This is a genomic window from Kitasatospora sp. NPDC058218 (assembly GCF_042882445.1).
Lineage (GTDB): Bacteria > Actinomycetota > Actinomycetes > Streptomycetales > Streptomycetaceae > Kitasatospora.
In genome coordinates this window covers 39,958-58,850 of sequence record NZ_JBHVWC010000050.1, presented here as the reverse complement: position 1 = coordinate 58,850, position 18,893 = coordinate 39,958, and the positions used below count along the sequence as shown (strand labels likewise).

The 18,893-nt window shown below is 70.7% G+C and carries 23 protein-coding genes; 6 read left to right on the top strand and 17 right to left on the bottom strand.

Translation table 11 applies throughout. From position 1 onward, the window contains the following. Window positions 1-40 precede the first annotated feature (40 nt). Window positions 41-1,864: a serine/threonine-protein kinase gene (locus ACFVYI_RS28720; protein WP_387890865.1), complete on the bottom strand. Its 1,824-nt coding sequence runs from the start codon at window positions 1,862-1,864 to the stop codon at window positions 41-43. Between the two features lie 310 nt (window positions 1,865-2,174). Between ACFVYI_RS28720 and nadE the strand changes: the two genes are divergently transcribed. Next, entirely contained in the window at window positions 2,175-3,005 is an 831-nt protein-coding gene (nadE, locus tag ACFVYI_RS28715) for an ammonia-dependent NAD(+) synthetase (protein ID WP_387890862.1), read from the top strand. 161 nt (window positions 3,006-3,166) lie between these two features. Here nadE and ACFVYI_RS28710 read toward each other — a convergent pair whose 3' ends face one another. Continuing rightward, window positions 3,167-3,598, bottom strand: a complete 432-nt coding sequence (locus tag ACFVYI_RS28710; protein WP_387890859.1) for a VOC family protein — start codon at window positions 3,596-3,598, stop codon at window positions 3,167-3,169. Between the two features lie 218 nt (window positions 3,599-3,816). Further along, window positions 3,817-4,353: a DUF6879 family protein gene (locus tag ACFVYI_RS28705; protein WP_387890916.1), complete on the bottom strand. Its 537-nt coding sequence runs from the start codon at window positions 4,351-4,353 to the stop codon at window positions 3,817-3,819. Window positions 4,354-4,499: 146 nt separating this feature from the next. Here ACFVYI_RS28705 and ACFVYI_RS28700 point away from each other — a divergent pair, with 146 nt between their 5' ends. Beyond that, window positions 4,500-5,033: a hypothetical protein gene (locus tag ACFVYI_RS28700; RefSeq protein WP_387890856.1), complete on the top strand. Its 534-nt coding sequence runs from the start codon at window positions 4,500-4,502 to the stop codon at window positions 5,031-5,033. Between the two features lie 37 nt (window positions 5,034-5,070). Here ACFVYI_RS28700 and ACFVYI_RS28695 read toward each other — a convergent pair whose 3' ends face one another. From ACFVYI_RS28695 to ACFVYI_RS28675, 5 genes are all read right to left on the bottom strand, one after another. Beyond that, a complete protein-coding gene (locus tag ACFVYI_RS28695) occupies window positions 5,071-5,595 on the bottom strand; it encodes a DUF6879 family protein (RefSeq protein ID WP_387890853.1) in 525 nt (174 codons plus the stop codon). Between the two features lie 44 nt (window positions 5,596-5,639). Then, on the bottom strand, window positions 5,640-6,824 hold the full coding sequence (locus ACFVYI_RS28690; protein ID WP_387890850.1) for a methyltransferase domain-containing protein: 1,185 nt from the start codon (window positions 6,822-6,824) through the stop codon (window positions 5,640-5,642). 376 nt (window positions 6,825-7,200) lie between these two features. Beyond that, on the bottom strand, window positions 7,201-8,049 hold the full coding sequence (locus tag ACFVYI_RS28685; RefSeq protein WP_387890847.1) for a helix-turn-helix domain-containing protein: 849 nt from the start codon (window positions 8,047-8,049) through the stop codon (window positions 7,201-7,203). A 24-nt stretch (window positions 8,050-8,073) separates the two neighbouring features. Continuing rightward, window positions 8,074-8,604: a DUF6879 family protein gene (locus tag ACFVYI_RS28680; protein ID WP_387890845.1), complete on the bottom strand. Its 531-nt coding sequence runs from the start codon at window positions 8,602-8,604 to the stop codon at window positions 8,074-8,076. Beyond that, window positions 8,585-8,902, bottom strand: a complete 318-nt coding sequence (locus ACFVYI_RS28675; RefSeq protein WP_387890842.1) for a hypothetical protein — start codon at window positions 8,900-8,902, stop codon at window positions 8,585-8,587. Before ACFVYI_RS28675 ends, ACFVYI_RS28680 begins: the two co-directional genes overlap by 20 nt. Window positions 8,903-9,163: 261 nt before the next feature. On the opposite strand from ACFVYI_RS28675, the gene ACFVYI_RS28670 reads away from it, so the two are divergent. Next, window positions 9,164-9,955 (top strand): MOSC domain-containing protein, encoded by a 792-nt coding sequence (locus tag ACFVYI_RS28670; RefSeq protein ID WP_387890839.1) that lies wholly within the window; start codon window positions 9,164-9,166, stop codon window positions 9,953-9,955. Here ACFVYI_RS28670 and ACFVYI_RS28665 read toward each other — a convergent pair whose 3' ends face one another. The 3 genes from ACFVYI_RS28665 to ACFVYI_RS28655 are packed head-to-tail and all read right to left on the bottom strand — an operon-like array spanning window position 9,956 to window position 10,839. After that, window positions 9,956-10,165, bottom strand: coding sequence for a hypothetical protein (locus ACFVYI_RS28665; RefSeq protein WP_387890836.1), 210 nt, complete (start codon window positions 10,163-10,165; stop codon window positions 9,956-9,958). It abuts the gene before it with no gap. Beyond that, on the bottom strand, window positions 10,162-10,386 hold the full coding sequence (locus ACFVYI_RS28660) for a hypothetical protein (protein WP_387890833.1): 225 nt from the start codon (window positions 10,384-10,386) through the stop codon (window positions 10,162-10,164). The genes ACFVYI_RS28665 and ACFVYI_RS28660 overlap by 4 nt, the downstream gene beginning before the upstream one ends. Before the next feature lie 6 nt (window positions 10,387-10,392). Then, entirely contained in the window at window positions 10,393-10,839 is a 447-nt protein-coding gene (locus ACFVYI_RS28655) for an ATP-binding protein (RefSeq protein ID WP_387890830.1), read from the bottom strand. Window positions 10,840-11,039: 200 nt separating this feature from the next. On the opposite strand from ACFVYI_RS28655, the gene ACFVYI_RS28650 reads away from it, so the two are divergent. From ACFVYI_RS28650 to ACFVYI_RS28640, 3 genes are all read left to right on the top strand, one after another. Beyond that, window positions 11,040-12,386 carry a tetratricopeptide repeat protein gene (locus ACFVYI_RS28650; protein ID WP_387890827.1) on the top strand — a complete coding sequence of 449 codons (1,347 nt, stop codon included), beginning with the start codon at window positions 11,040-11,042 and terminating at the stop codon, window positions 12,384-12,386. An 85-nt stretch (window positions 12,387-12,471) separates the two neighbouring features. After that, the gene (locus tag ACFVYI_RS28645) at window positions 12,472-12,933 is read left to right on the top strand and encodes an NUDIX domain-containing protein (RefSeq protein ID WP_387890914.1); all 462 of its coding nucleotides are present in this window, start codon (window positions 12,472-12,474) and stop codon (window positions 12,931-12,933) included. 31 nt (window positions 12,934-12,964) lie between these two features. Continuing rightward, window positions 12,965-13,186: a DUF397 domain-containing protein gene (locus ACFVYI_RS28640; protein ID WP_387890824.1), complete on the top strand. Its 222-nt coding sequence runs from the start codon at window positions 12,965-12,967 to the stop codon at window positions 13,184-13,186. A gap of 58 nt (window positions 13,187-13,244) precedes the next feature. Here ACFVYI_RS28640 and ACFVYI_RS28635 read toward each other — a convergent pair whose 3' ends face one another. The 6 genes from ACFVYI_RS28635 to ACFVYI_RS28610 form a co-directional block, all read right to left on the bottom strand. Beyond that, the gene (locus ACFVYI_RS28635) at window positions 13,245-13,850 is read right to left on the bottom strand and encodes an SMI1/KNR4 family protein (protein WP_387890822.1); all 606 of its coding nucleotides are present in this window, start codon (window positions 13,848-13,850) and stop codon (window positions 13,245-13,247) included. Between the two features lie 34 nt (window positions 13,851-13,884). Further along, entirely contained in the window at window positions 13,885-14,433 is a 549-nt protein-coding gene (locus tag ACFVYI_RS28630; RefSeq protein ID WP_387890819.1) for a hypothetical protein, read from the bottom strand. A gap of 88 nt (window positions 14,434-14,521) precedes the next feature. Beyond that, the gene (locus tag ACFVYI_RS28625; protein WP_387890817.1) at window positions 14,522-15,385 is read right to left on the bottom strand and encodes a hypothetical protein; all 864 of its coding nucleotides are present in this window, start codon (window positions 15,383-15,385) and stop codon (window positions 14,522-14,524) included. 194 nt (window positions 15,386-15,579) lie between these two features. Then, a complete protein-coding gene (locus ACFVYI_RS28620) occupies window positions 15,580-16,230 on the bottom strand; it encodes a hypothetical protein (protein ID WP_387890815.1) in 651 nt (216 codons plus the stop codon). 139 nt (window positions 16,231-16,369) lie between these two features. Beyond that, complete coding sequence (gene cobC, locus ACFVYI_RS28615; protein ID WP_387890812.1) at window positions 16,370-17,428, bottom strand: Rv2231c family pyridoxal phosphate-dependent protein CobC; 1,059 nt, start codon at window positions 17,426-17,428, stop codon at window positions 16,370-16,372. Then, window positions 17,425-18,546, bottom strand: a complete 1,122-nt coding sequence (locus ACFVYI_RS28610; protein WP_387890809.1) for a cobalamin biosynthesis protein — start codon at window positions 18,544-18,546, stop codon at window positions 17,425-17,427. Before ACFVYI_RS28610 ends, cobC begins: the two co-directional genes overlap by 4 nt. Between the last annotated feature and the right edge of the window lie 347 nt (window positions 18,547-18,893).

Below are 18,893 nucleotides of genomic sequence, written 5' to 3'. Positions count from 1 at the left end.
CCGGGTGTGAGCCGGCCCCCGGGCCGGGCCACGGCGCCGGTCAGGGGATCCGGAACTCCTGGGACTTGTTGCCGGGCGTGCAGCTGACCATGGTGACCGGTTTGCCCGCACCGTTGTCGGTCAGGCAGTCGTAGCCCATGTAGTCGGCGAGGTAGAAGGCGCCCGGCGTGCTCGCGGCGGTGACCTTCCAGTTGGTCAGGAAACTGAAGCCGCCCGAGAGCGTCACCCGGCCGTCCGTCTCCTGGACGAGGGCCGGGCCGCTCATGTTGCACGGGTTGAACTGGTGCCAACTGCTCGGGACGGAGTGCACCCAGCCGAAGGCGGTCGTCCCGCCCATGACGACGGCCTGGCCGCCCGCCGGGGTGTCCTTGGACAGGCCGAGCTTGAGGCCGGAGGCGACGCTGACGATGGAACCCCAGTTGGTGCCGCCGCAGCCCGCGGGCGTGCCGGAGTTCTGCGGCGGTGGCGTGGTGGCCGCCGGCTGGTTGCCGGGCTGCGTTCCGGCCGCGGGCGGGTTGCCGGGCGCGGGGGTGCCGGCCGGCGGGACCGGGGCGGTGGCCGGGGGCTGGCTCGCGCTGCCCCCGCGCGGCGGTGTGCCGCCGCCGGTGCCTCCGTTCGCCGTACCGGGGTTCGGGGTGGTGGTGCCCGGCGGAGGTGTCGGCTGCTGGGCGCCGGGGGCGGTCGGGGTGCCGGTCGGTGCCGGGGTGGTCGGGGGCGGAGTCGTCGAGGCCCCGGCCGTCGGCGCCGGGGTGCCGGCGTTGGCCGGGGCGGAGACCACGACGGACGGCTGCGCCTCGGGCGTCTTCGCCTCGGACGTGAACGGGGTGCGGTCGATCAGCAGGACGGTCGCGGTGCCCGCCGTGATGATCACCGGTATGACGATGGGGACGAGGAAGCCGCGCCGCCGCCGGCGGGTGCCGGGCTCGGTGACGGCACGGGACTCCACCTTGCCGACGTCGGCCGCCGCCTTGGCGGGCGCTGCGGGCACTGCGGGCGCTGCGGGTGCCGCCGGCAGCGCGGGCGCGCCGGATGCGGCGCCGATCGCGGCCCTCGCCGCAGCCGCCATCGCGGCGGCGTCGGCGAAGCGGTCCTCCGGCTTCTTCGCCAGCGCGGTGGCGATCAGCTCGCGCACCGCCGCCGGCAGGGCCGCCGGCAGCTCGGGCGCGGGATCCCGGATGTGCTTGAGGGCGACCTCCAGCACGCTCTCGCCGACGAACGGCGGCTGCCCGGTGAGCAGTTCGTAGCCGACCACGCCGATCGAGTACACGTCCGAGGCCGGGGTGACGGCCTGGCCCTCGGCCTGTTCGGGCGCCATGTAGAGCGCCGTCCCGATCACCGCGTGGGAGGCGGTGATCCTGGTGCTCGCGACGGCCCGCGCGATGCCGAAGTCGGTCACCGTCACCTGGCCCTCGGGCCGGACCATCAGGTTGGACGGCTTGACGTCGCGGTGCACGATGTCCTGCCGGTGGGCGGCGTGCAGGGCGTCCAGCGCGGTGGCGAGCAGCCCCAGCGCCCGCTCGGGCGGCATCGGCCCGCTCTCGGCGAGCACCTTGTCCAGCGGCTGCCCGGCGATCAGCTCCATGACGATGTAGGCGACCCGGTCGTCCCCGGAGTCCTCGCCGGTCTCGCCGTAGTCGTGGACGTCGACGATGCCGGGGTGCTTCAGCGCGGCGAGCAGCTGGGCCTCGCGCCGGAAGCGCTTGACGAAGGTGCCGTCCTCGACCAGCCCCGGGTGCAGGATCTTCACGGCGACCTGCCGCGCGAGCACCTCGTCGTCGGCACGCCAGACGGCGCCCATGCCCCCGCCGCCGATCCGCTCGGTCAGCGTGTAGCGCCCCCCGAGCACGGTCCCCCGGCTGCTCATGCCCTTCGCCCCCACGTGTCATGCCCCGGCCCAACGGGATCATTGGTCGCACAGTCTGCCAGAGGGCGCCGAGCGCCCCGGCCGCGCGCGTGCCCATGCTACGGACCGCCTCCGACGGACCGTCAGCGGGTGTGCGTGCGAAGGACGGGCGCGGACCGGCGGCGACCCGGCCGCCCGCCGGCCCGGGGCACCCCCGCCCGGCCCGGCCGCCGGATGGCGCCGACGCCTGTCGAACGGGCTTTCCCGCCGGGTATCCGGGCTGAGTAGGGTGGGTGCGACAGCACATCGTGAACCCGACCAAGGAGCAGACGTGAGCGTGCCGGCGTCCATCGCCCTGCAGCAGGAGATCGCCCGGGAGCTGGAGGTCGCCGAGACCTTCGAGGCCGCGGGGGAGATCGAGCGCCGGGTGGCCTTCCTCGCCGAGCGGCTGACCTCCACCGGTCTGCGCTCCCTCGTGCTGGGCATCAGCGGGGGCGTCGACTCCACCACCGCCGGCCGGCTGTGCCAGCTCGCCGTCGAGCGGGCCCGGGCCGCCGGCCACGAGGCGCGGTTCTACGCGATGCGACTGCCCTACGGCGTCCAGGCGGACGAGCACGACGCCCAGCTCGCGCTCTCCTTCATCCGGGCGGACGAGGTGCTGACCGTCGACATCAAGCCCGCGAGCGACGCCGCGCTCGACGCGGCCCTGGCCGCCGACGTGACCTTCCGCGGCGCCGGTCACCAGGACTTCGTGCACGGCAACATCAAGGCCCGCCAGCGCATGATCGCCCAGTACGCGGTGGCCGGCGCGCACGACGGCCTGGTCGTCGGCACCGACCACGCGGCCGAGGCGGTCTCCGGCTTCTTCACCAAGTTCGGCGACGGCGCCGCCGACCTCGTCCCGCTGACCGGCCTGACCAAGCGCCGGGTGCGCGCCGTCGCGGACACCCTGGGCGCGCCCGCCGAACTGGTCTGGAAGGTCCCGACGGCCGACCTGGAGACCCTCGCCCCGGGCAAGGCCGACGAGGACGCGCTCGGAGTCACCTACGACGACATCGACGACTTCCTGGAGGGCAAGCCGGTGGGCGAGCAGGCCTTCGACACGATCGTCCGCCGCTACCGCCTCACCGACCACAAGCGCCGCCTGCCCATCGCGCCGTAGGGCACCATGCCTCGCCCGTATGCTCCGCCCGTGCGTCACCAGGTGACGCACGGGCGGAGCGGCGCGGGCGTCAGGCCCCCGGAGTCCTGGCCGTGACGATCAGGGTCCCGATGTACCCCGAGGCCGGAGACGGCCGCCCACCTCGCAGTCTCGGAGGAGAATCAGGCGAGGCAGAACTCGTTGCCCTCGATGTCCTGCATCGTGATGCACGACTCGTTGACGCCATCGGCGCGCTGCGTCAGCACGTGTTTCGCGCCGAGCACCGTCAGCCGCGCGCATTCGGCCTCAAGTGTGGCCAGGCGCTCCTCACCCACGAGCCCGACGCCGGCCCGCACATCGAGATGCACCCGGTTCTTGACGACCTTGCCTTCGGGAACTCGCTGGAAGAGCAAGCGCGGGGCCACACCCGAGGGATCAGTGCACGCGAAGTAGATCGCATCCTCGGGCGGCAGTGAGCGGTAGCACTCCTCCCACGTGGCGAAGCCCTCCGGGACCGCCGGCATGACGTACCCCAGCACCTCGCACCAGAAGGCGGCGAGGCGCACTGGCTCCGCGCAGTCGAAGGTCACTTGGAACTGTTTGATCGTTGACATTGGCGCACGATAACAGGGGCCCTGCTCATCTCCCCAGGTCAGGAGGCTCGCACGTTGTCGGCCGGAGGCGTCTGCTACCCGCTGCTGTGTCGTGCGGTCGCAGGGGTGAACCGAGGTCAGTGCCTCCCCGAAGGGAACCTGGGATGCGATCCTGGCCAGCCACTCTCGTGCTGCCAAAGATCAGTGACGGGACAACCCTTGGCAGGGTGAGGTTCAGATCAGGCGCTATAGCTGTCGTGCAGGGTGCCGCGTTTCCAGACGGCCTCGAATGCGGAGGAGACGAGAAGCACCGTCGCCGGGTCCTCGGAGAACGCGAACCCCGGGTCGGCCCAGTCGCCATACCCCGTGAAGAAGTGGAACAGCACCAGCTGGTCGTCAATCAGCCAGAAGTCGTTGCCCGGCAGCGCGATGTCGGATGCCTGGCTTCTGGGGAGCCACCGGACCAGCTCGCCGGCCGCCACGTTCATCGGGGTGACCGCGTGTTCCCATCGGATGTAGTCGGTCACCGGCTCGGAGACGATCCGGGCGCGCCGCATGACCACACCCCGGCCGACCGTCTCGCGGACGAGTCCCAACCACTCGGGCCACCAGGACGCTTCGGGGTCGAGCTCGATCTCGCCGGTTCGGGCGAACCGGTCGATCTCCTCGGCCTCGTCGCCCACGGCGTAGGCGTCACGCATCTCCAGATGAACTGCGGTCCGCCGGGCACTCCTCAACAGCGCGGCGAAGTCGGGCACGTTCGACACGTTCGACAGCCTCCTTCAAGATCGGGACCATGCGCTCCGGGATACGGATCACGGACTCGTGATCCGGGATGGTGCTTCGCGGCGCCCTTGAGGATCCGAACCGGGCAGGAGAAATCCCTGGTCTCGGAGCGGGCTCCCCGGCGAGGATGCCCGGTATGACGCTGCCGCTGCTCCTGCTCGATGTCGACGGTCCGTTGAATCCCTACGCAGCCAAGCGGCACCGGCGGCCGCACGGGTACGGCACGCACCGGGTGAAGCCCGACTGCTGGGTCGCCCGCTTTCCGCAGAAGCCCGCCGAGCGCGTGCGGCCGCTGCGGATCTGGATCAACCCGGACCACGGGCCCGAGCTGCTGGCGCTGCGGTACGAGCTGGTGTGGGCCACCACGTGGATGGACGAGGCGAACACCTTCATCGGGCCGCTGCTCGGGCTGCCGCGGCTCCCGTACATCCACTGGCCGGAGCTGCACCAGGAGGATCCGGACGGCCTGCACTGGAAGACCAGGAACCTGGTCGCCTGGGCCGCCAGCCGTCCGTTCGTCTGGGTGGACGACGAGCTGAAGCCGCAGGACACCGAGTGGATAGCGGCCCACCACCCCGGGCCGGCGCTGACCCTGCGCATTGACCCCAAACTCGGCCTGGGAGAGCGAGACTTCGCGCTACTGCGGGATTGGGCGGAGGCGGTGGCATGAGTTTGGGAGTCCAGCGCCAGCCAGGGTGGTGTTCGGATCAGACGCTGTACTTGTCGTGTGGGGTGGCACGATTCCACACGACGTCGAAGGCGGCCGCGCAGAATCGTGCCACGGTGGGCTCATCGTTCTGATCGGTGTGCACCCACCGGCCCTCGCCGTCGAAGATGTTGAACTGGACAATCCGGCCGTCGAACAGCCAGAAGTCGTTTCCGGGCAGCAGCAGATCGGAAGTGTTGCGCCTGGGCAGCCAGCGAACTTCCTCACCGCCGGCCACATTGGTGAATGTGAACGAGTGCTCGTAGCGGATGTACTCGCTGGCGGGCTCGGAGATGATTCGGGCACGCTTGACGGAGACACCGTTGGCGGTGACCTCCTGGACGAGGTCGAGCCACGGCCGCCACCAGGACGAGCGGTCGGCGGGGTCGAGCCGGTGGCCGGCCCGCCACGCTCGGAAGCCTTCGTCCTCGTTCTCGACCGAATAGACGTCACGCAGTTCCAGATGGACGGCCGACTTCGTCGCAGACCGCACGAGGTCGGCGAAGTTGGTCAAGCTCTGCGACATCCAGCGTCTCCTTGAGGGTTGTGGACACCCCGGTCGAGCGCCGATCAGCGGTACGTCGGCACCACGTTGTCCGGGGTGTCCAGCCAGGTGGTGTGGCTGCCGTTGATCACGCTCAGTCCGAAGCGCTCCAGGCTCGGACGGCCCTGGCCCTGCCACCAGTCCAGGGCGCGCTCCACCGCGGGCCAGAGTTGCCTGGGGCCTGACTGGTACACCGATCCCACAGCATCGCCCTCGCGCCGGACAACAGCCGCCCAGGACCGGTCGGTGAGCCCGTAGAACCACGCCGACGTCGTCCCGTCGTCCTGTTGATGGACGACGTGCGTGGCATCCGGCACGGCCAGGCCGAGGGAGAAGCGGCGAACGTCCCAGTACCCGCCGAGGTCCTCGGGCATCAGGGCGGTGATGCAGGAGGTGTCGGCGTCGCCGGGGAAGTCCGGGACATAGGCCGAGTGCTGTGGGAATTCCAGCCGTTGATTGCGCGACTTCATGAACTCGACCATCTGTGTGAACGGCCCGCTCACGCTCCCGTCGTCGTTCACGGTCAGCTTCACCACGGCGTCCAGCGCGGTGAAGTCTGTTCCCCAAGGAGCGAGGATCATGCCCCCGGCGTGAACCTGGCGCACGACGGGCGCCGGAATCGCCCGGAGGCCGTAGGTGAAGATCGCCCGGTCGTACGGCCCGCCCCGGGACCAGCCGGCCGCACCGTCACCGATGACCAGCTCGGGGCGTAGTCCGGCGCGGGCCAGGTTGATCCGGGCTGCCTTCGAGACCTCCTCGTCGTACTCGACGCTCACCACTTGTGCCGAGCCGAGCCGGTGGGCCAGGAGGGCGGCGTTCCATCCGGGGCCGGTCCCGCCTTCGTAGACCTTCATGCCCGGTCGTACGTCCAGGTCCCGGAGCATCGACGCGACCAGGCTCGGCATGCTGATGCTGCTGGTCGCAACGGTGCCCGGGTCGGTGCCCCTGTGCGTGCCGTCATCCCACTGCGTGACGAGGGGGACGTTCGCGTCGATCGCTTCGACCCAGCCCGCGGGGTCGGTCCGCCGGTCGGCCACGACGCTCCGCCCGCTGGCCATGTCGTGCGACCACACGATGTCGGGCGCGAACAGCGCGCGCGGCACGGCGTCGAAGGTGTCCGCCCATGCGGGGCTCATCGAACCGTCGGAGAGCAGGGACCGCCCCGGCTCGGAGCCGGGGCGGTCCGCACCCTCGGGGAGGGAGTCGGTCACTTGCGGTGGCCTCCGTCTCCGGGCGGCGACTGACCATCGGGGGACGGCGGCGGCGGAGGCGCGGGCGGCTGGATCGGCGCGGGGTTGCCCCCGTGTCCTCCGTCGTTCTGCACGATCATGGCTTGACCTCTCTCGGACGGGAGCCCAACAGGGCGGCGCTGCCCGCCCGTGCCGCTGGAGCGGCGCGGGCGGGGTCTGTGGAGCGCCGGTGGCCCACTGCGATGCCTTGCCGGTGGGGGAGCGGGGACTGTGGCGCCGGGCCTGGTGGATGCGTGGCCATCCCCGCTCTCCCTCCCCTCGGTACGAGTGGCTACGTGATAGACGGTAGGGAGGCAGTCACGGACAGTGCCACAATCTTGCGCCGTCTTGCATGGATTCACCCCAGAGTGGCGATGGCCTCTTCGATCAGGGCTCTCGCGAGTGGCCCGTACACCGCCATGGACGAAAGGATCTTGAATGCTTTCGAGTACGCGGCGATCTCGCTCGGGGTGGTGATGGTCACCAGCGCTGTCAGTAGCTCGGCATCGGCCATACGGTCGTCGTACATGTAGAACGCTTCCAGCGGCCACATCGCGCGGGGCGCCCCGAAGGGGATCACGCCCAGGCTCACGCGGGGCAGTGTCATCACTTGAAGCAGGTAGCGGAGTTGGTCCTCCATGGCTGCCTTGCCGCCGATGGGGTAGCGAAGAACCGCCTCTTCCATGACGAGCGCGAACGTCCGGTTCCCCTCGCGGAGGTAGCGTCCGCGTTGCAGCCGGCTCGCCACCGCCGCGTCGACATCGTCGGGCGTGTTCTGGAAATCGGTGATGGTGCTCATCAAGGCCCGTGCGTACTCGCCGCGCTGGATCATGCCAGGCACGACGTTCGAGGCGTAGACGCGAACCTGGCGGCTCTGAGCCAGTTGAGGCAGGACCGACTCCTGGGCGTTCTTCATTCCGGTCCTGTGGAGCCGCTTCCACTCCACGTACATCTCGCCGGCCTGGAGGTTCGCGGCGATCAGGTCCGGGGCCTGGGCCTCCGCTCCGCAGGCGACGCACCAGCGGTTGATGTCATCTGCGGACGGGGGAGTCCTGCCGTTGGCGATGCGCGAGACCTTGGACTCGCTGAAACCTGTGCGGAGTGCCAGGCCATGTCCCGTGAGTCCGGCGCTGTCCCGAAGCTCTCGGAGCTTGCCTGCGATGGACGCACGGGCATTTTGGGCACTGGAAGACGGAGAGAGGGGCATGTTCTGGCGGTCCGGTCTATCGGCTCAGACCGCGAACTTCTCGTGCGGGGTGGCGCGCTCCCAGACGCTCTCGAAGGCGCGGGTGCACAGCTCCACGACTTCACGGTCGGTGCTGAACTGCTGCTTCGGTACTGCCCAGTCGCCGTGACCGTCGAAGATGTTGAACAGGGCCGCCCGGCCGTCGAAGACCCAGAAGTCATTGCCCGGAAGAGCGAGACCTGATGCCTCGGCACGTGGCAGCCAGCGGACCTGCTCGCCCGCGACGACGTTCACCGATGTGGCGGCATGTTCGTAGCGGATGTAGTCGCTGACGGGAACCGACACGATCCGTGCTCGGCGGAAGTCAACGCCCTGCCGGACCTTCCGGGAGATGCTGTCGACCCACGGCTTCCAGTAGTCGGAATCCGGATCGCTGTCCCGCCGGCCCGTGGCGCGCCAGTTCGAGAAGTCGTCGGCCTCGTCGGCGACACCGTAAGCGTCGCGCATCTCCAAGTGAACAGCCGAATGCTCGGCGCTCTCCAGCAGTCCCGCGAAGCTAGGGACGCTCTGCTGCATCGCATGCCCTCCTCAGGACCGGTACCAGTCGGGCTGGAATCCTGACGACTGATTCGCCTTCGGGGATCGTGTTCGCGTGGTGCTCGCCGTGCCCCGCGTCGAGCACGGCCGCGACCAGCTCCCTGTCGGCGTCCCAGCCCTGGATCAGGATGTCCCGGCTCTCGTCGTCGACCCACACGGTCGGAGAGCCCTCCTTGCCGGTTTCCGGATCGATACCAAGGAACCGTACTGCCATGACCACCGCTCCCGTCACATTGCTTGCGTGATGCCGCGTGGTGATTGGTGCAAGAATCAGCATTGCCCGAGCGAAGGGGGCTTGTCAGGCGTTTCCCCTGCCTGGCGGAGCATTGAGTTGAGTGTTCGTCAAATGACTCGGCCATGTAGGTCGACGGTGGCTGCTGAGGTCACCTCCCGTGCCCGGGTGCTGGGCCCGTTGCCGCACATGGTCGGTGGCCCTCGGCTCACCACCTTGGCCCGGCGCTGAATCGGTGGATCGTTCTAGGCTCGGCCTGGGCGAGGGAAACTTTGCGGAACTGCGGGCATGGGCGGAGGCGGCGGCATGAGGATCGGGACGGTGGAGCGGCTTCGGCGGTACCCGGTGAAGTCGATGCTGGGGGAGGAGCTGGGCGAGGCTGCCGTGACCGAGCGCGGGTTGGACGGGGACCGGGTGATGGGGCTGCTCGATGCCGAGAGCGGGCGGGTGGCGAGTGCGAAGAACCCGCGGCTCTGGGCGGCGATGCTCGGGTTCACGGCCGTGCTGGAGCCCGGTGGCGTCGTGATCACCGGGCCGGACGGTCGGGAGGTGGACGAGCGTGTGTTGTCCGAACTCCTGGGCCGCAAGGTCCGTCTGGTCGACGAGCGACCGCCCGGTGCGATCGTCGAACGGGCCGTGCCGGAAGAGGTGTTGGCGCGTGGGATCGAGGAGGAGGTCGCCGTCACGGAGAACGAGATCGGCCGGGCCGCGCCCGCCGGGACGTTCTTCGACTTCGCCCCGCTGCATCTGGTGACCACCTCCACCCTGGACGCCGTGCCGGCCGAGGCCGAGCGCTACCGCCCCAACCTGGTGATCCGCACCGAGGGTGACGGCTACGTCGAGAACGCGTGGGTGGGCCGCGAGGTGCGGATCGGCCCGGACCTGCGGATCCGCGTGCTGGTCCCCACCCCACGCTGCGCCGTCCCCACTCTCGCCCACGGTGAACTGCCGCGCAGTACGGCGGCGTTGAAGGTCCTCGCCGCGCAGAACCGGCTGGTGCCGCTGGAGGGGATGGCGGCGCTGCCCTGCGCGGGCGTGTACGCGCAGGTGGTGGAGCCGGGGGCGGTGAGGGTGGGGGACGCGGTCGAGCTGTGCTGATCACTGCGGCGGTGTCCGGCGCCGGTCGAGGGCGGTCTCGGACCAGCTGAGGCCCCGGAGGAACGAGGCCGCGAGGGTCGTCCACCAGACGACGCCGGCAGTGCCGCGCTGGTCGGGGTCGACCAGCGCGGCCGCACCGAAGGCGAGCGCGATGCTTGCGGCGAGGACGAGCGTGGCGACGGCCAGTTCGAGGGGCGTCGGCCGGTTCACCGGTCGGTCCCTCGGCGGATGAGTGCGGCGAGCCGGACGACGATGTCGGGCCGGGCGCGGCCGAGTTCCACCAGTACCTCACCGGTGAAGAGGGAGGGGCTGTCCGTGCCGATCGAGGGCAGGACGATGTTCGCGGCGGCCAGGGCGTCGGTCAGTTCGGCGACGGCCGCCCTGGCGTCTTCGCGCTGCCGGCGGGCGTGACGGCCCGTACGGGATTGCATCGGTGCTCAACTCCGGTGCGGTGAGTACGGGTTCTGGTCGTCGTCGAGCAGGACGCGCACCCAGACGCGCTTGCCCGTGCCGCGCCGTATGACCACCCCGAAGTCGAAGGCCAGCTCGCGGACGAGCTCGATCCCTCGTCCGCCCTCGCTGAAGCGGCGGGGGCGTCGGTCCCGGAGCGGCAGGTCGAAGCGCGGATCCCAGACTTCGAGCCGGCAGTCGCCCGCGAACTCCTGGAGGTAGAGACGCACTTCGCCGGTCCCCCGGCAGGCGTGGACGACGGCGTTGGTGACCAGCTCGGAGGTGATGAGCACGAGGTCATCGACGCGGTCGCCGTTCCACCCCCACGAGGCCAGTTGATGGCGGACCTGGTGGCGCGCGGTCCGTACGGAGGAGCCGTGGTCGGTGAGGGTGCCTTCCCAGGCATGGAGGATCGGTCTGCTGAGAGTGGACATCGTTCGCACCTTCGCTTGCTGTCCCGGCTCACCGGCTGGGACAGACCTGTGTGGGCCTCCGTCAACGACGGCGTTCCCATCGTTTGGCAGGGCTTGGCAACTGGTAACCAGTGAACCCTGAGGTGCTCGCTCACGGTACGGTTGTGGGCACGCAGAGTGGTTTAACGGGTTTAGTGGCTCCAGGTCGGAGGGGCGCGGGGATGCCGAGGGACTCCAATGTCAGGCTTCGTGAGGCCATCGCGGTGGCCAGCTGGAGCTACGCGGGCCTCGCGTCTGCAGTTAGGCAGGTTGCTGCGGAGAACGGTGAGATTCTGCGGACGAACAAGTCAGCAGTTGCCCATTGGGTTGGCGGAGTTCAGCCGTCGGGACGGGTGGGACAGTACATCGCAGAAGCCTTCACGCGTCGGATGGGCAGACCCGTAAATGGAGTCGAGCTCGGGCTGGCGGTCGAGGTCGACATGCTGGCAGCCGCCGACGATCCTGTGCTCGCAGCCACGGTTCTTGGGCGAGCGGACCTTGAGCGCCAGAACTTCCTTGCGGCTGCCGTCTTTACGACGACCGGGATTTCCATGCCATTGACATACGATCATGAGGCTGTGTCGCGCCTCCTTCAGGCCCGTTCTGGGCGGATGCTGGTTGGCCTGGAAGAAGTAGAGGTGGTCAGGCAAATCACCTCTGCCTTTAGCGCAGCAGACGAGAGGCTAGGTGGCGGGCATGGCATGTCGACTGTCACCGCCTACCTTGCCGATACCGCAGCACCAATGCTGGGTGGGCGATTTCCGAGCGATGGCCTGCGAAGGAAGGCATTTGGAGCAGTGGCTGAACTCGCTTACCTTGCGGGTTGGAAGCATCATGATCTCGGGCACGAAGGTCTCGCACAGCGATACTATCTGGTGGGATATCAGTTGGCCTGTGAAGCTGATTCTCGGGGGCACGCAGGATGGATGATGCGGACTCTCGCTCACCAGGCGCTTAGTTTGAAGCAACCGCACCACTGCATTGCTCTCGTTGAGCAGGCGCTAAAGCGTAGCCTTGGCTATGTCGACGGCCAGACCGAAGCATTGCTGCACATCGCCCACGCCCGAGCATACGCAGCGACAGGGGAGAAAGCTGCCGCAGCCAAGGCCTTGCTCTCCTCGGAAGACGCGCTCTCCCGGGATGATGGGCCACAGCCCAGCTTCTCGTCGGTCACTGGCCCGGCAGCTGGGACAGTCGCGAGCCACACAGCAAGGACGCTGACTGATCTTGCCGATCACGTGGGCACGGAGCAACAGCATCGAGCTGCGCTTCTTCGGTGGGACCCGACGAAGTACAAGCGGGTACACATGCTTACCTACGCTGATCTCGGGGACAGCCTTGCGGCTCAGGCACGTGCTGACGAGGCAATCGTTGCCTGGGTGCAGGCGCTGAGCCTCATGGAAGGCGTGGCCTCCGATCGGACCAGAAAGGCCATCTCCTCAATTAGGCCGTGGCTGGCGATCTACCGTAGGCGCGGAGTCCCGGGGGCCAACGACCTGGACATACGTGCCCGAGAAGCATTGGCATAGCTGCGCCGCCAACTACGAAGGGAATGCAGTGGTCAAGGAAGCGATCGATGGTGTTGCACGAAGCTTGAAGCCGGCTACAGAGGCGATGACTCTTCTGGTCGCGGCCGTGATCGTCCATGACCGTGAGGCGGGGAGGGTCGTTCTCCTCCGGCGGGGGCCGCGAGCCAAGTTCGCTCAGGGGATGTGGGACCTGCCCGTTGGCAAGAACGAGCCCGGCGAACCGATCACGGCGACTGCGGTTCGGGAACTGCGGGAAGAGACCGGCCTGATCGTCCAATCCGACAAGCTCCGCCTTGCTCACGTCATCCACGGTGCGCAGGGCGTGGAGGCGCCGAACGGCTTCCTCACGGTGGTGTTCGCCGCCGAGGAGTGGGACGGCGAGCTGGTGAACGGTGAGCCGGAGAAGCACTCCGCCGTGGTCTGGACTCCGGTCGATGCGATTCCGGACGAGTTTGTCCCCACGACGGCCAGCGCCCTGCTGCGGTACCTCGTCGGCGGCCCGGATGTCTCCGTGGATTCGTGGGACGACCGGGACGCCGCAGGGTGAGCCCACGCCGAACTTCGATCGAGGAGCTGCCATGCAGGATGACTCGCAAGGCCGTGTGTCTGGGATCGACGCCCCGTCATGGGCCAAATCCAGCTACAGCGGTGAGAACGGCGGCAACTGCGTCGAGGTCGCGCGTACGGAATCCGGCATTGCCGTCCGCGACTCCAAGGACAAGGAAGGCGCCTGCCTCCGGTTCACCGCAGAGGCTTGGCGCGGTCTGATCGACGGCGTCAAGGGCGGCGACATCGCCTGAGGTCGTGCCCCGGTCTCGGCGGGGAGCCGAGACTGGGGCTGCTTCCCGTCCGTAGCCATCAGAGCTCCCACATCAGGCCGCCGTCCACAACCCGCACGTGGCACCCCGCGAACGGGGTGCCGCGCGGGTTTCCGCCGTCCGCCAGGGCCTTGCCCAGATGCGCGACGAAGGCGGCGAGTGAGGGGGCGTAGGGCCTCGGGTGGTCGGTTTCGGTGTGGCGGAGGACGGGGTTGGCCGCGCTCCCGGAATCGAGGAGAAAGCCCTCGTGGCCTTCGGTCTCCTCGGCGAAGGGGATCCAGCCGGGCCGCCACCAGTCCGCGTCGCCGTTCTCCCGGGCGATGGCGACGTAGCGACCGTACTGCTGGCCGATCTTCCGGCAGTCGAGGAGCACCTTCCCGCCGGGGAGGAGCCGGGAGTGCGCGTGGGACACCGGGCTGGCGTGCCCCTGGAGGATCTGCACGCCGTCCTTGGCGGTGGACCCGTTGTTCAGCCGCAGCAGAGTCTCCAGGCACTCCGGCACGCGCCGCCCGAGGGCGTCGGCGAGGGCCCGGAGGTCGGCGTCGGTGGCCGGCGGGCCCAGGGCCTCGAAGCTTGCCGGAGCGGTGGCGGCGAGCCGGTGGACGATCGTGGTCCAGGCCGTCGCGAGGTCGTCTGTGGGCGGCACGGGCGCTCCTGTTCCGGCGATCTCGGGGTGCTCCTCACCTGGTCGGGCGGCAGCGGCGCCGATAGTAGGCGTACGTCAGCGCCAGCACCAGCGGGCCCCACAGGACGAACAGTCCGCTCACCGTCGCTGCCAGGGCCCGCCACCAGCCGTTGGTGTACTCGACGGTCGAGAACCCGGCGAGGCCGAATTCGGTGAGGACCCAGTCGACGGTCAGGCAGGTGAAGGCGAGGCCGGCGACCGTTGCGGGCACGATCACCACGGCAGGCGGAATGCGCCTGCCGCGGAGCACCGGAACGAAGTCGGGCACGACTTCGCCCCACCGTCGCACCAGGCCGGAACAGAGCAGCGCGAAGGCCTCGGACAGCAGGCTGAGCGCGAAGACGTAGGGCACGGTCACCCAGAGCGGCTGCGACGCGCGGGGAATGTCCATTCCCATCAGGAACCCGAATCCGATCGGCAGCCGCCAGAGGCACACCGGCAGGCCGATCAGCGGGATCAGGTGGGCGACCGTCTCGGCCCAGCGCGGGACGGGTCGTTCGGTGGTCGCGGTCGCCGCTTTCGGATGCTTCGCAAGGATTGCCATGCGCCAAGCTTTTCGGGGCGCCGACGGCCCGGGATCGGGCCCGGGCATGATCCGCCTCCCCTGCGCGGGGGAGGCCCGTCCGGTTCGCCTACCCCGCCGGTGCCGGTCCGCCGCGCGGCCGGAGGGCCGTCCGGGCCGCGTGGAGGGCGTCGCGGACGCGGGTGGCGCCCGCGAGAGCGACGTGGGAGTCGGCGACCGGTGACCGAAGGGCGACGCCCGCGCAGGGGCGGCACAGGCCCGGTTGCGGGACCGGGTCGTGGCACCCGGGGCACTCCGTGTACCGCGCGGCCGGGTGCGGCCGCTCCTCCTGGACGGGCGGCAGCTTGCGGGTGAGGCGGCTGTGGAGGACGGCGACGGGGGAGTGCAGCTGGGCCGGCAGGCCGGGGAGCAGCGCCCGGGCGAGGTCGTCCGCGGTGCAGCCGCGGTGCAGCCACTGAGCGACCAGCGGCGCCAGGCCGAGCGCCTCGGCCTCGCCGAGGCGCAGCCGCGGTTCCGGGCGGAGCACCTGGAAGAGCGTCGCCACGGCCGCCCGGGTCTGCTCGTCGGGTGGTTCGGGAGGAGGCGGGAGGGCGGGTGCTTTCCCCGGTTCCTTTACCGAAGGGGCGTCAGCGCGCCCGGAGTTCGGCTCACCGGGTTCCGGACGGGTGGCACTCGGTCGCGCGTACGGGGTGTCGTAGACGTGGGCCTCGCTGCGGAGCGTGCCGTCGGGCAGGCGGACGGTCTCGATCCGGTAGTAGCCGGCGTCCGTCAGCTCCTTCAGGGCCCGGCGGACGGCGCCGCGCCCCTGCGGGCTGGTGTCGGCCATCTGGCGACCGTCCTCGCGTCGCCCGTCGGGGCGGGAGAGCAGGTCGGCGAGCAGGCCTCGGGCGGTGTAGCTGAGCCGACGGTCCTGGAGCAGACCGTTGGGCAGCACGGTGAAATGGCGCGCGTGGGCGCTACGATGGACACGCATCGGGAGTTGATTGCTCCTGTTGCCGGGCCCCGGGGTGTTGCTGCACCGCCGGGGTCACCTATGTCTGGGTGTTCTGTTGGGAATTCGGAACGTAGCACAGACATGGTTCGGCGGCAGAGGAATTCGGCAAACGGGCGAGAATGCTCTCCGGCCGGTCGGAAAAGGGATTTTGACCGACCGTCAATCATCAAAGATCAGACACCGGGGACGGCATCCTTCGCGTTGGTGTGCCAGTTGGTGACGACCGGCTTGTCGACCTTGACGGAACCGACGGGAATGCTCGCCGGGTTCGCGTCCCCCTTGCCGATGGCGATGATGACGTCCTTGAACTCGATGACCTGGTTGGTGTTGGTGCTCTTCGGGTTGATCCCCGCGTAGGCGACCGTGGAGCCGCTGAGCGTGATCGGCGCGCCGACGGCCTGCTCGGCGTTGGCGGCCTCGATGCCGCCCGAGCCGAAGGCGATGACCGGGTGCTCGCCGGACAGGACGCAGGTGATGCCCGCCTTGGCCTTGGCGGAGATCTGGATGTAGCCGCCGGCCTGGGTCTCCATCTTGGCGCTGAACGTGAGGTCGTTGGCGCCGCAGGCCTGGCCGTAGCCGGTCTTGTCGCCCGCGCCCGGGGCGGGCGTGGAGGCCGACGGCTTCGCGGACTTGCTCGGCGCGGCGGGTGCGGCGGAGGTCGGCGCGGCAGCCGGGGGAGCGGTCGTCGGGGCGGCGGTCGGAGCGGCGGTCGTCGGGGCACCGCCCGCGGTGGCCGGCGCGTCGCTGTTCTCCGGGCCGCAGGCGGTGGCGGTGGCCGCGAGGGCGGTGACGGCGAGAGCGGCGAGGGCGATTCGCGAGCGCATGGAGGTCCCAACTTCCGTCTGTCGAGGGGGGATCGTTGTCTGCCTCCACGTTAGGTCCGGCTTGATCACCGGGTGGTGCTTGAAATGTCCCGGTCCTGTCCCAGGGGTTCCAGGGGGCCCGGGGGGTTCAGGCGTCAGCTCAGGAGGTACGCGGACCCGCGCCCAGCACCGTGTCGAGCGCCGCCAGGAAGCGGTCCGTCGTCGCGGGATCCCGGACGGCGATGCGCAGCCAGTCCGGCCCCAGTCCGGGGAAGGTGTCGCCGCGCCGGACGGCGAAGCCGTGCTCGCGCAGCCGGGCGCGGACGGCTGCGGCATCCGGCAGTTCGACCAGGACGAAGGAGGCGGCCGGCTCGCCGTGCACCCGGACGGTCGGGAAGGCGGCGAGGCCCTTGAGCAGGTGGTCGCGGTGGAGGGTGAGGTCCTGGGCGGCCTGCTCGGCCTCGGCGAGGGCCTCGGGCGCGCTGCACGCCTCGGCGGCGGCCAGCGCCGGGGTGGAGACCGGCCAGAGCGGCTGGGCGGCGCCGAGGGCGGCGATCAGGGGGGCCGGGCCGAGCGCGTAGCCGATCCGCAGGCCGGCCAGGCCCCAGGTCTTGGTGAGGCTGCGCAGGACGACCACCCGGCCGGGCAGGTCCCGTACGGCGGCGAGCGATTCGGTCTCGCCGGGCACGGTGTCCATGAACGCCTCGTCGATCACCAGGGTGCGGCCGGGTCGGGCCAGGGCGGCGACGGCGTCGGCCGGGTGCAGGACGGAGGTCGGGTTGGTGGGGTTGCCGAGGACGACCAGGTCCGCCTCCTCCGGTACCGCGCCCAGCCGGAAGCCGTCCGAGGGCGGGAGCAGCACCCGCTGCACGGCGTGCCCGGCGTCCCGCAGGGCTGCCTCCGGTTCGGTGAACTGCGGGTGCACCACGGCGACGTGATGTGGCGTCAGTACGCGTGCCAGCAGTACGAACGCCTCCGCCGCGCCCGCGGTGAGCAGCACCTCCGCCACCGGCCGACCGTGCCGGGCGGCGACGGCGGCGCGGGCGGCGGTGCCGTCGGGGTAGGCCGCGAGGTCGCCGAGCGTCGCCGCGAGGTGCTCGCGCAGCCACTGCGGGGGAGTGCCGGTGCGGACGTTGACGGCGAGGTCGACCAGACCGGCCCCGTCGGCGCGCACCTCCGCGTCACCGTGGTGGCGGAGGTCATGGTCGGGGGTGGTCACGAGGGGTCTCCATCGACATCGGCGAGAACGGGCAGCCCGGGGACGCGGACGAGTGCGTAGTGGTCGGAGGCCGGCGGCGCGTACGCGCGCCCGTCGCCGAGCGTGACCAGGGCGACGGCTTCGCGGCGCGAGGCGAGGTCGACGGCCGCCCGGAGGCAGTCGGGGGCGGTGAGCCGTCGTGCGCCCGGGCGCAGCAGCCCGGCGGCGGCCGCCAGGGCGTCCGGAGTGCCCACCGCCACCGAGGCGCGCCGCAGCTCCGCCTCGGCGCGGGGGACGATCAGGTCGCGCGGCCCGGGGCCGAGGCCGACGACCGCGAGCCGTCCGGTCACCGCCGCGCGGGCGACGGCCACCGTCACCGTGGCCGACTTCTGCTTGGGGACGACGAGTTCGCCGCCCGGTGCGCTCGCCAGTGCGGCGGCCTCCGCCACGCTCAGGGTGCCGACCGCCGCGCCGACGGTGGCCGACGGGTTCGGGACGGCGACGGCCGAGAGGTCTTCGGCCGCGTGCTCGTCCACCGGGACGCCCAGCAGGGCGGCGGCGCGGCGGACGGCGGGGTGGTCGCCCTTGCCGGTGAGGGTCGCGAGCCGGGCGACGGATCCGACGGACAGTCCGGCCTCCCGCAGGGCCCGGCGGATCAGCCGGGCCACCTCGGGCGGGGCCGCCGCCTCGCGCAGGCCGACGCCGACGACGAGGGCGCCGACGGCGGGGGCATCGACAAAGGGGGCACCGACGGCGGGGCCGCCGGGGCGCACCGGGCAGGTGTCGAGCAGGGCGGACACCTCGCCCGCCAGCTCGTCCGCTCCGGTGCCGTGGCCGGTCAGCGACACGGCGAAGCGCCGCGCCGGGTCGACGCAGACGACACCGGGCCCACCGGCGCCGTCGAGCCCACCGGACCGCTCCCGACCGGCCGGGGAGCGGTCGAGCAGCAGTCGTACGATCGAAGGGACGGGAGCGAAGCAGACCAGCTGCCGGCAGTCACCCAGCGCGCGCTCCAGGAGTTCGCCCGGGCCGTCGCCGTCCTCCTGAGCCCGGAACACCCTGCTGCTGTCCGGCCACAGCGCGTGCAGCTCCTCGGCGAGCAGGCAGCCCGCCGTATCGAGGGCCAGCAGCCCGATCACGTCGCGTTCCCTTCACCCGGTGGCCGCCCCTGGGCCGCCCGATGGTCGCCCGGTGCTCGCGGGCGGCGGTGCGGCAGCCGCTCGACGGCCCACGAAATCCCACCACGGGCGCGTCGGACGGGTCAATCGAGGCTCCTGTGACCTCCATCGCCGGCCGCCGGAGGCTGTTCGCCTGTTCTTCACCTTCCTTGTGCCGTACACGCCACCGCCGCGCTCCTACTGTTTGCGGCGCTCCGAACCCGGCGGCGCCGTCCCGGCACCGCCCGCCCCGGCGCAGCTCCACCCCCGCACAGCCGCACCCCCTGCACAGCTCGACCTGCACAGCTCGACCCGCACAGCCCCACCCG

Coding starts and splice junctions, on each gene's coding strand:
- ACFVYI_RS28695 (WP_387890853.1), bottom strand. CDS start 5,595: ATGTCGCAGAGCTTGACCAACTTCGCCGACCTCGTGCGGTCTGCGACG.
- ACFVYI_RS28700 (WP_387890856.1), top strand. CDS start 4,500: ATGACGCTGCCGCTGCTCCTGCTCGATGTCGACGGTCCGTTGAATCCC.
- ACFVYI_RS28720 (WP_387890865.1), bottom strand. CDS start 1,864: ATGAGCAGCCGGGGGACCGTGCTCGGGGGGCGCTACACGCTGACCGAG.
- ACFVYI_RS28625 (WP_387890817.1), bottom strand. CDS start 15,385: ATGCGTGTCCATCGTAGCGCCCACGCGCGCCATTTCACCGTGCTGCCC.
- ACFVYI_RS28630 (WP_387890819.1), bottom strand. CDS start 14,433: ATGGCAATCCTTGCGAAGCATCCGAAAGCGGCGACCGCGACCACCGAA.
- ACFVYI_RS28620 (WP_387890815.1), bottom strand. CDS start 16,230: ATGCGCTCGCGAATCGCCCTCGCCGCTCTCGCCGTCACCGCCCTCGCG.
- ACFVYI_RS28710 (WP_387890859.1), bottom strand. CDS start 3,598: ATGTCAACGATCAAACAGTTCCAAGTGACCTTCGACTGCGCGGAGCCA.
- ACFVYI_RS28640 (WP_387890824.1), top strand. CDS start 12,965: ATGCAGGATGACTCGCAAGGCCGTGTGTCTGGGATCGACGCCCCGTCA.
- ACFVYI_RS28680 (WP_387890845.1), bottom strand. CDS start 8,604: ATGCAGCAGAGCGTCCCTAGCTTCGCGGGACTGCTGGAGAGCGCCGAG.
- ACFVYI_RS28675 (WP_387890842.1), bottom strand. CDS start 8,902: ATGCTGATTCTTGCACCAATCACCACGCGGCATCACGCAAGCAATGTG.
- ACFVYI_RS28650 (WP_387890827.1), top strand. CDS start 11,040: ATGCCGAGGGACTCCAATGTCAGGCTTCGTGAGGCCATCGCGGTGGCC.
- ACFVYI_RS28645 (WP_387890914.1), top strand. CDS start 12,472: ATGACTCTTCTGGTCGCGGCCGTGATCGTCCATGACCGTGAGGCGGGG.
- ACFVYI_RS28655 (WP_387890830.1), bottom strand. CDS start 10,839: ATGTCCACTCTCAGCAGACCGATCCTCCATGCCTGGGAAGGCACCCTC.
- ACFVYI_RS28670 (WP_387890839.1), top strand. CDS start 9,164: ATGAGGATCGGGACGGTGGAGCGGCTTCGGCGGTACCCGGTGAAGTCG.
- ACFVYI_RS28660 (WP_387890833.1), bottom strand. CDS start 10,386: ATGCAATCCCGTACGGGCCGTCACGCCCGCCGGCAGCGCGAAGACGCC.
- ACFVYI_RS28685 (WP_387890847.1), bottom strand. CDS start 8,049: ATGCCCCTCTCTCCGTCTTCCAGTGCCCAAAATGCCCGTGCGTCCATC.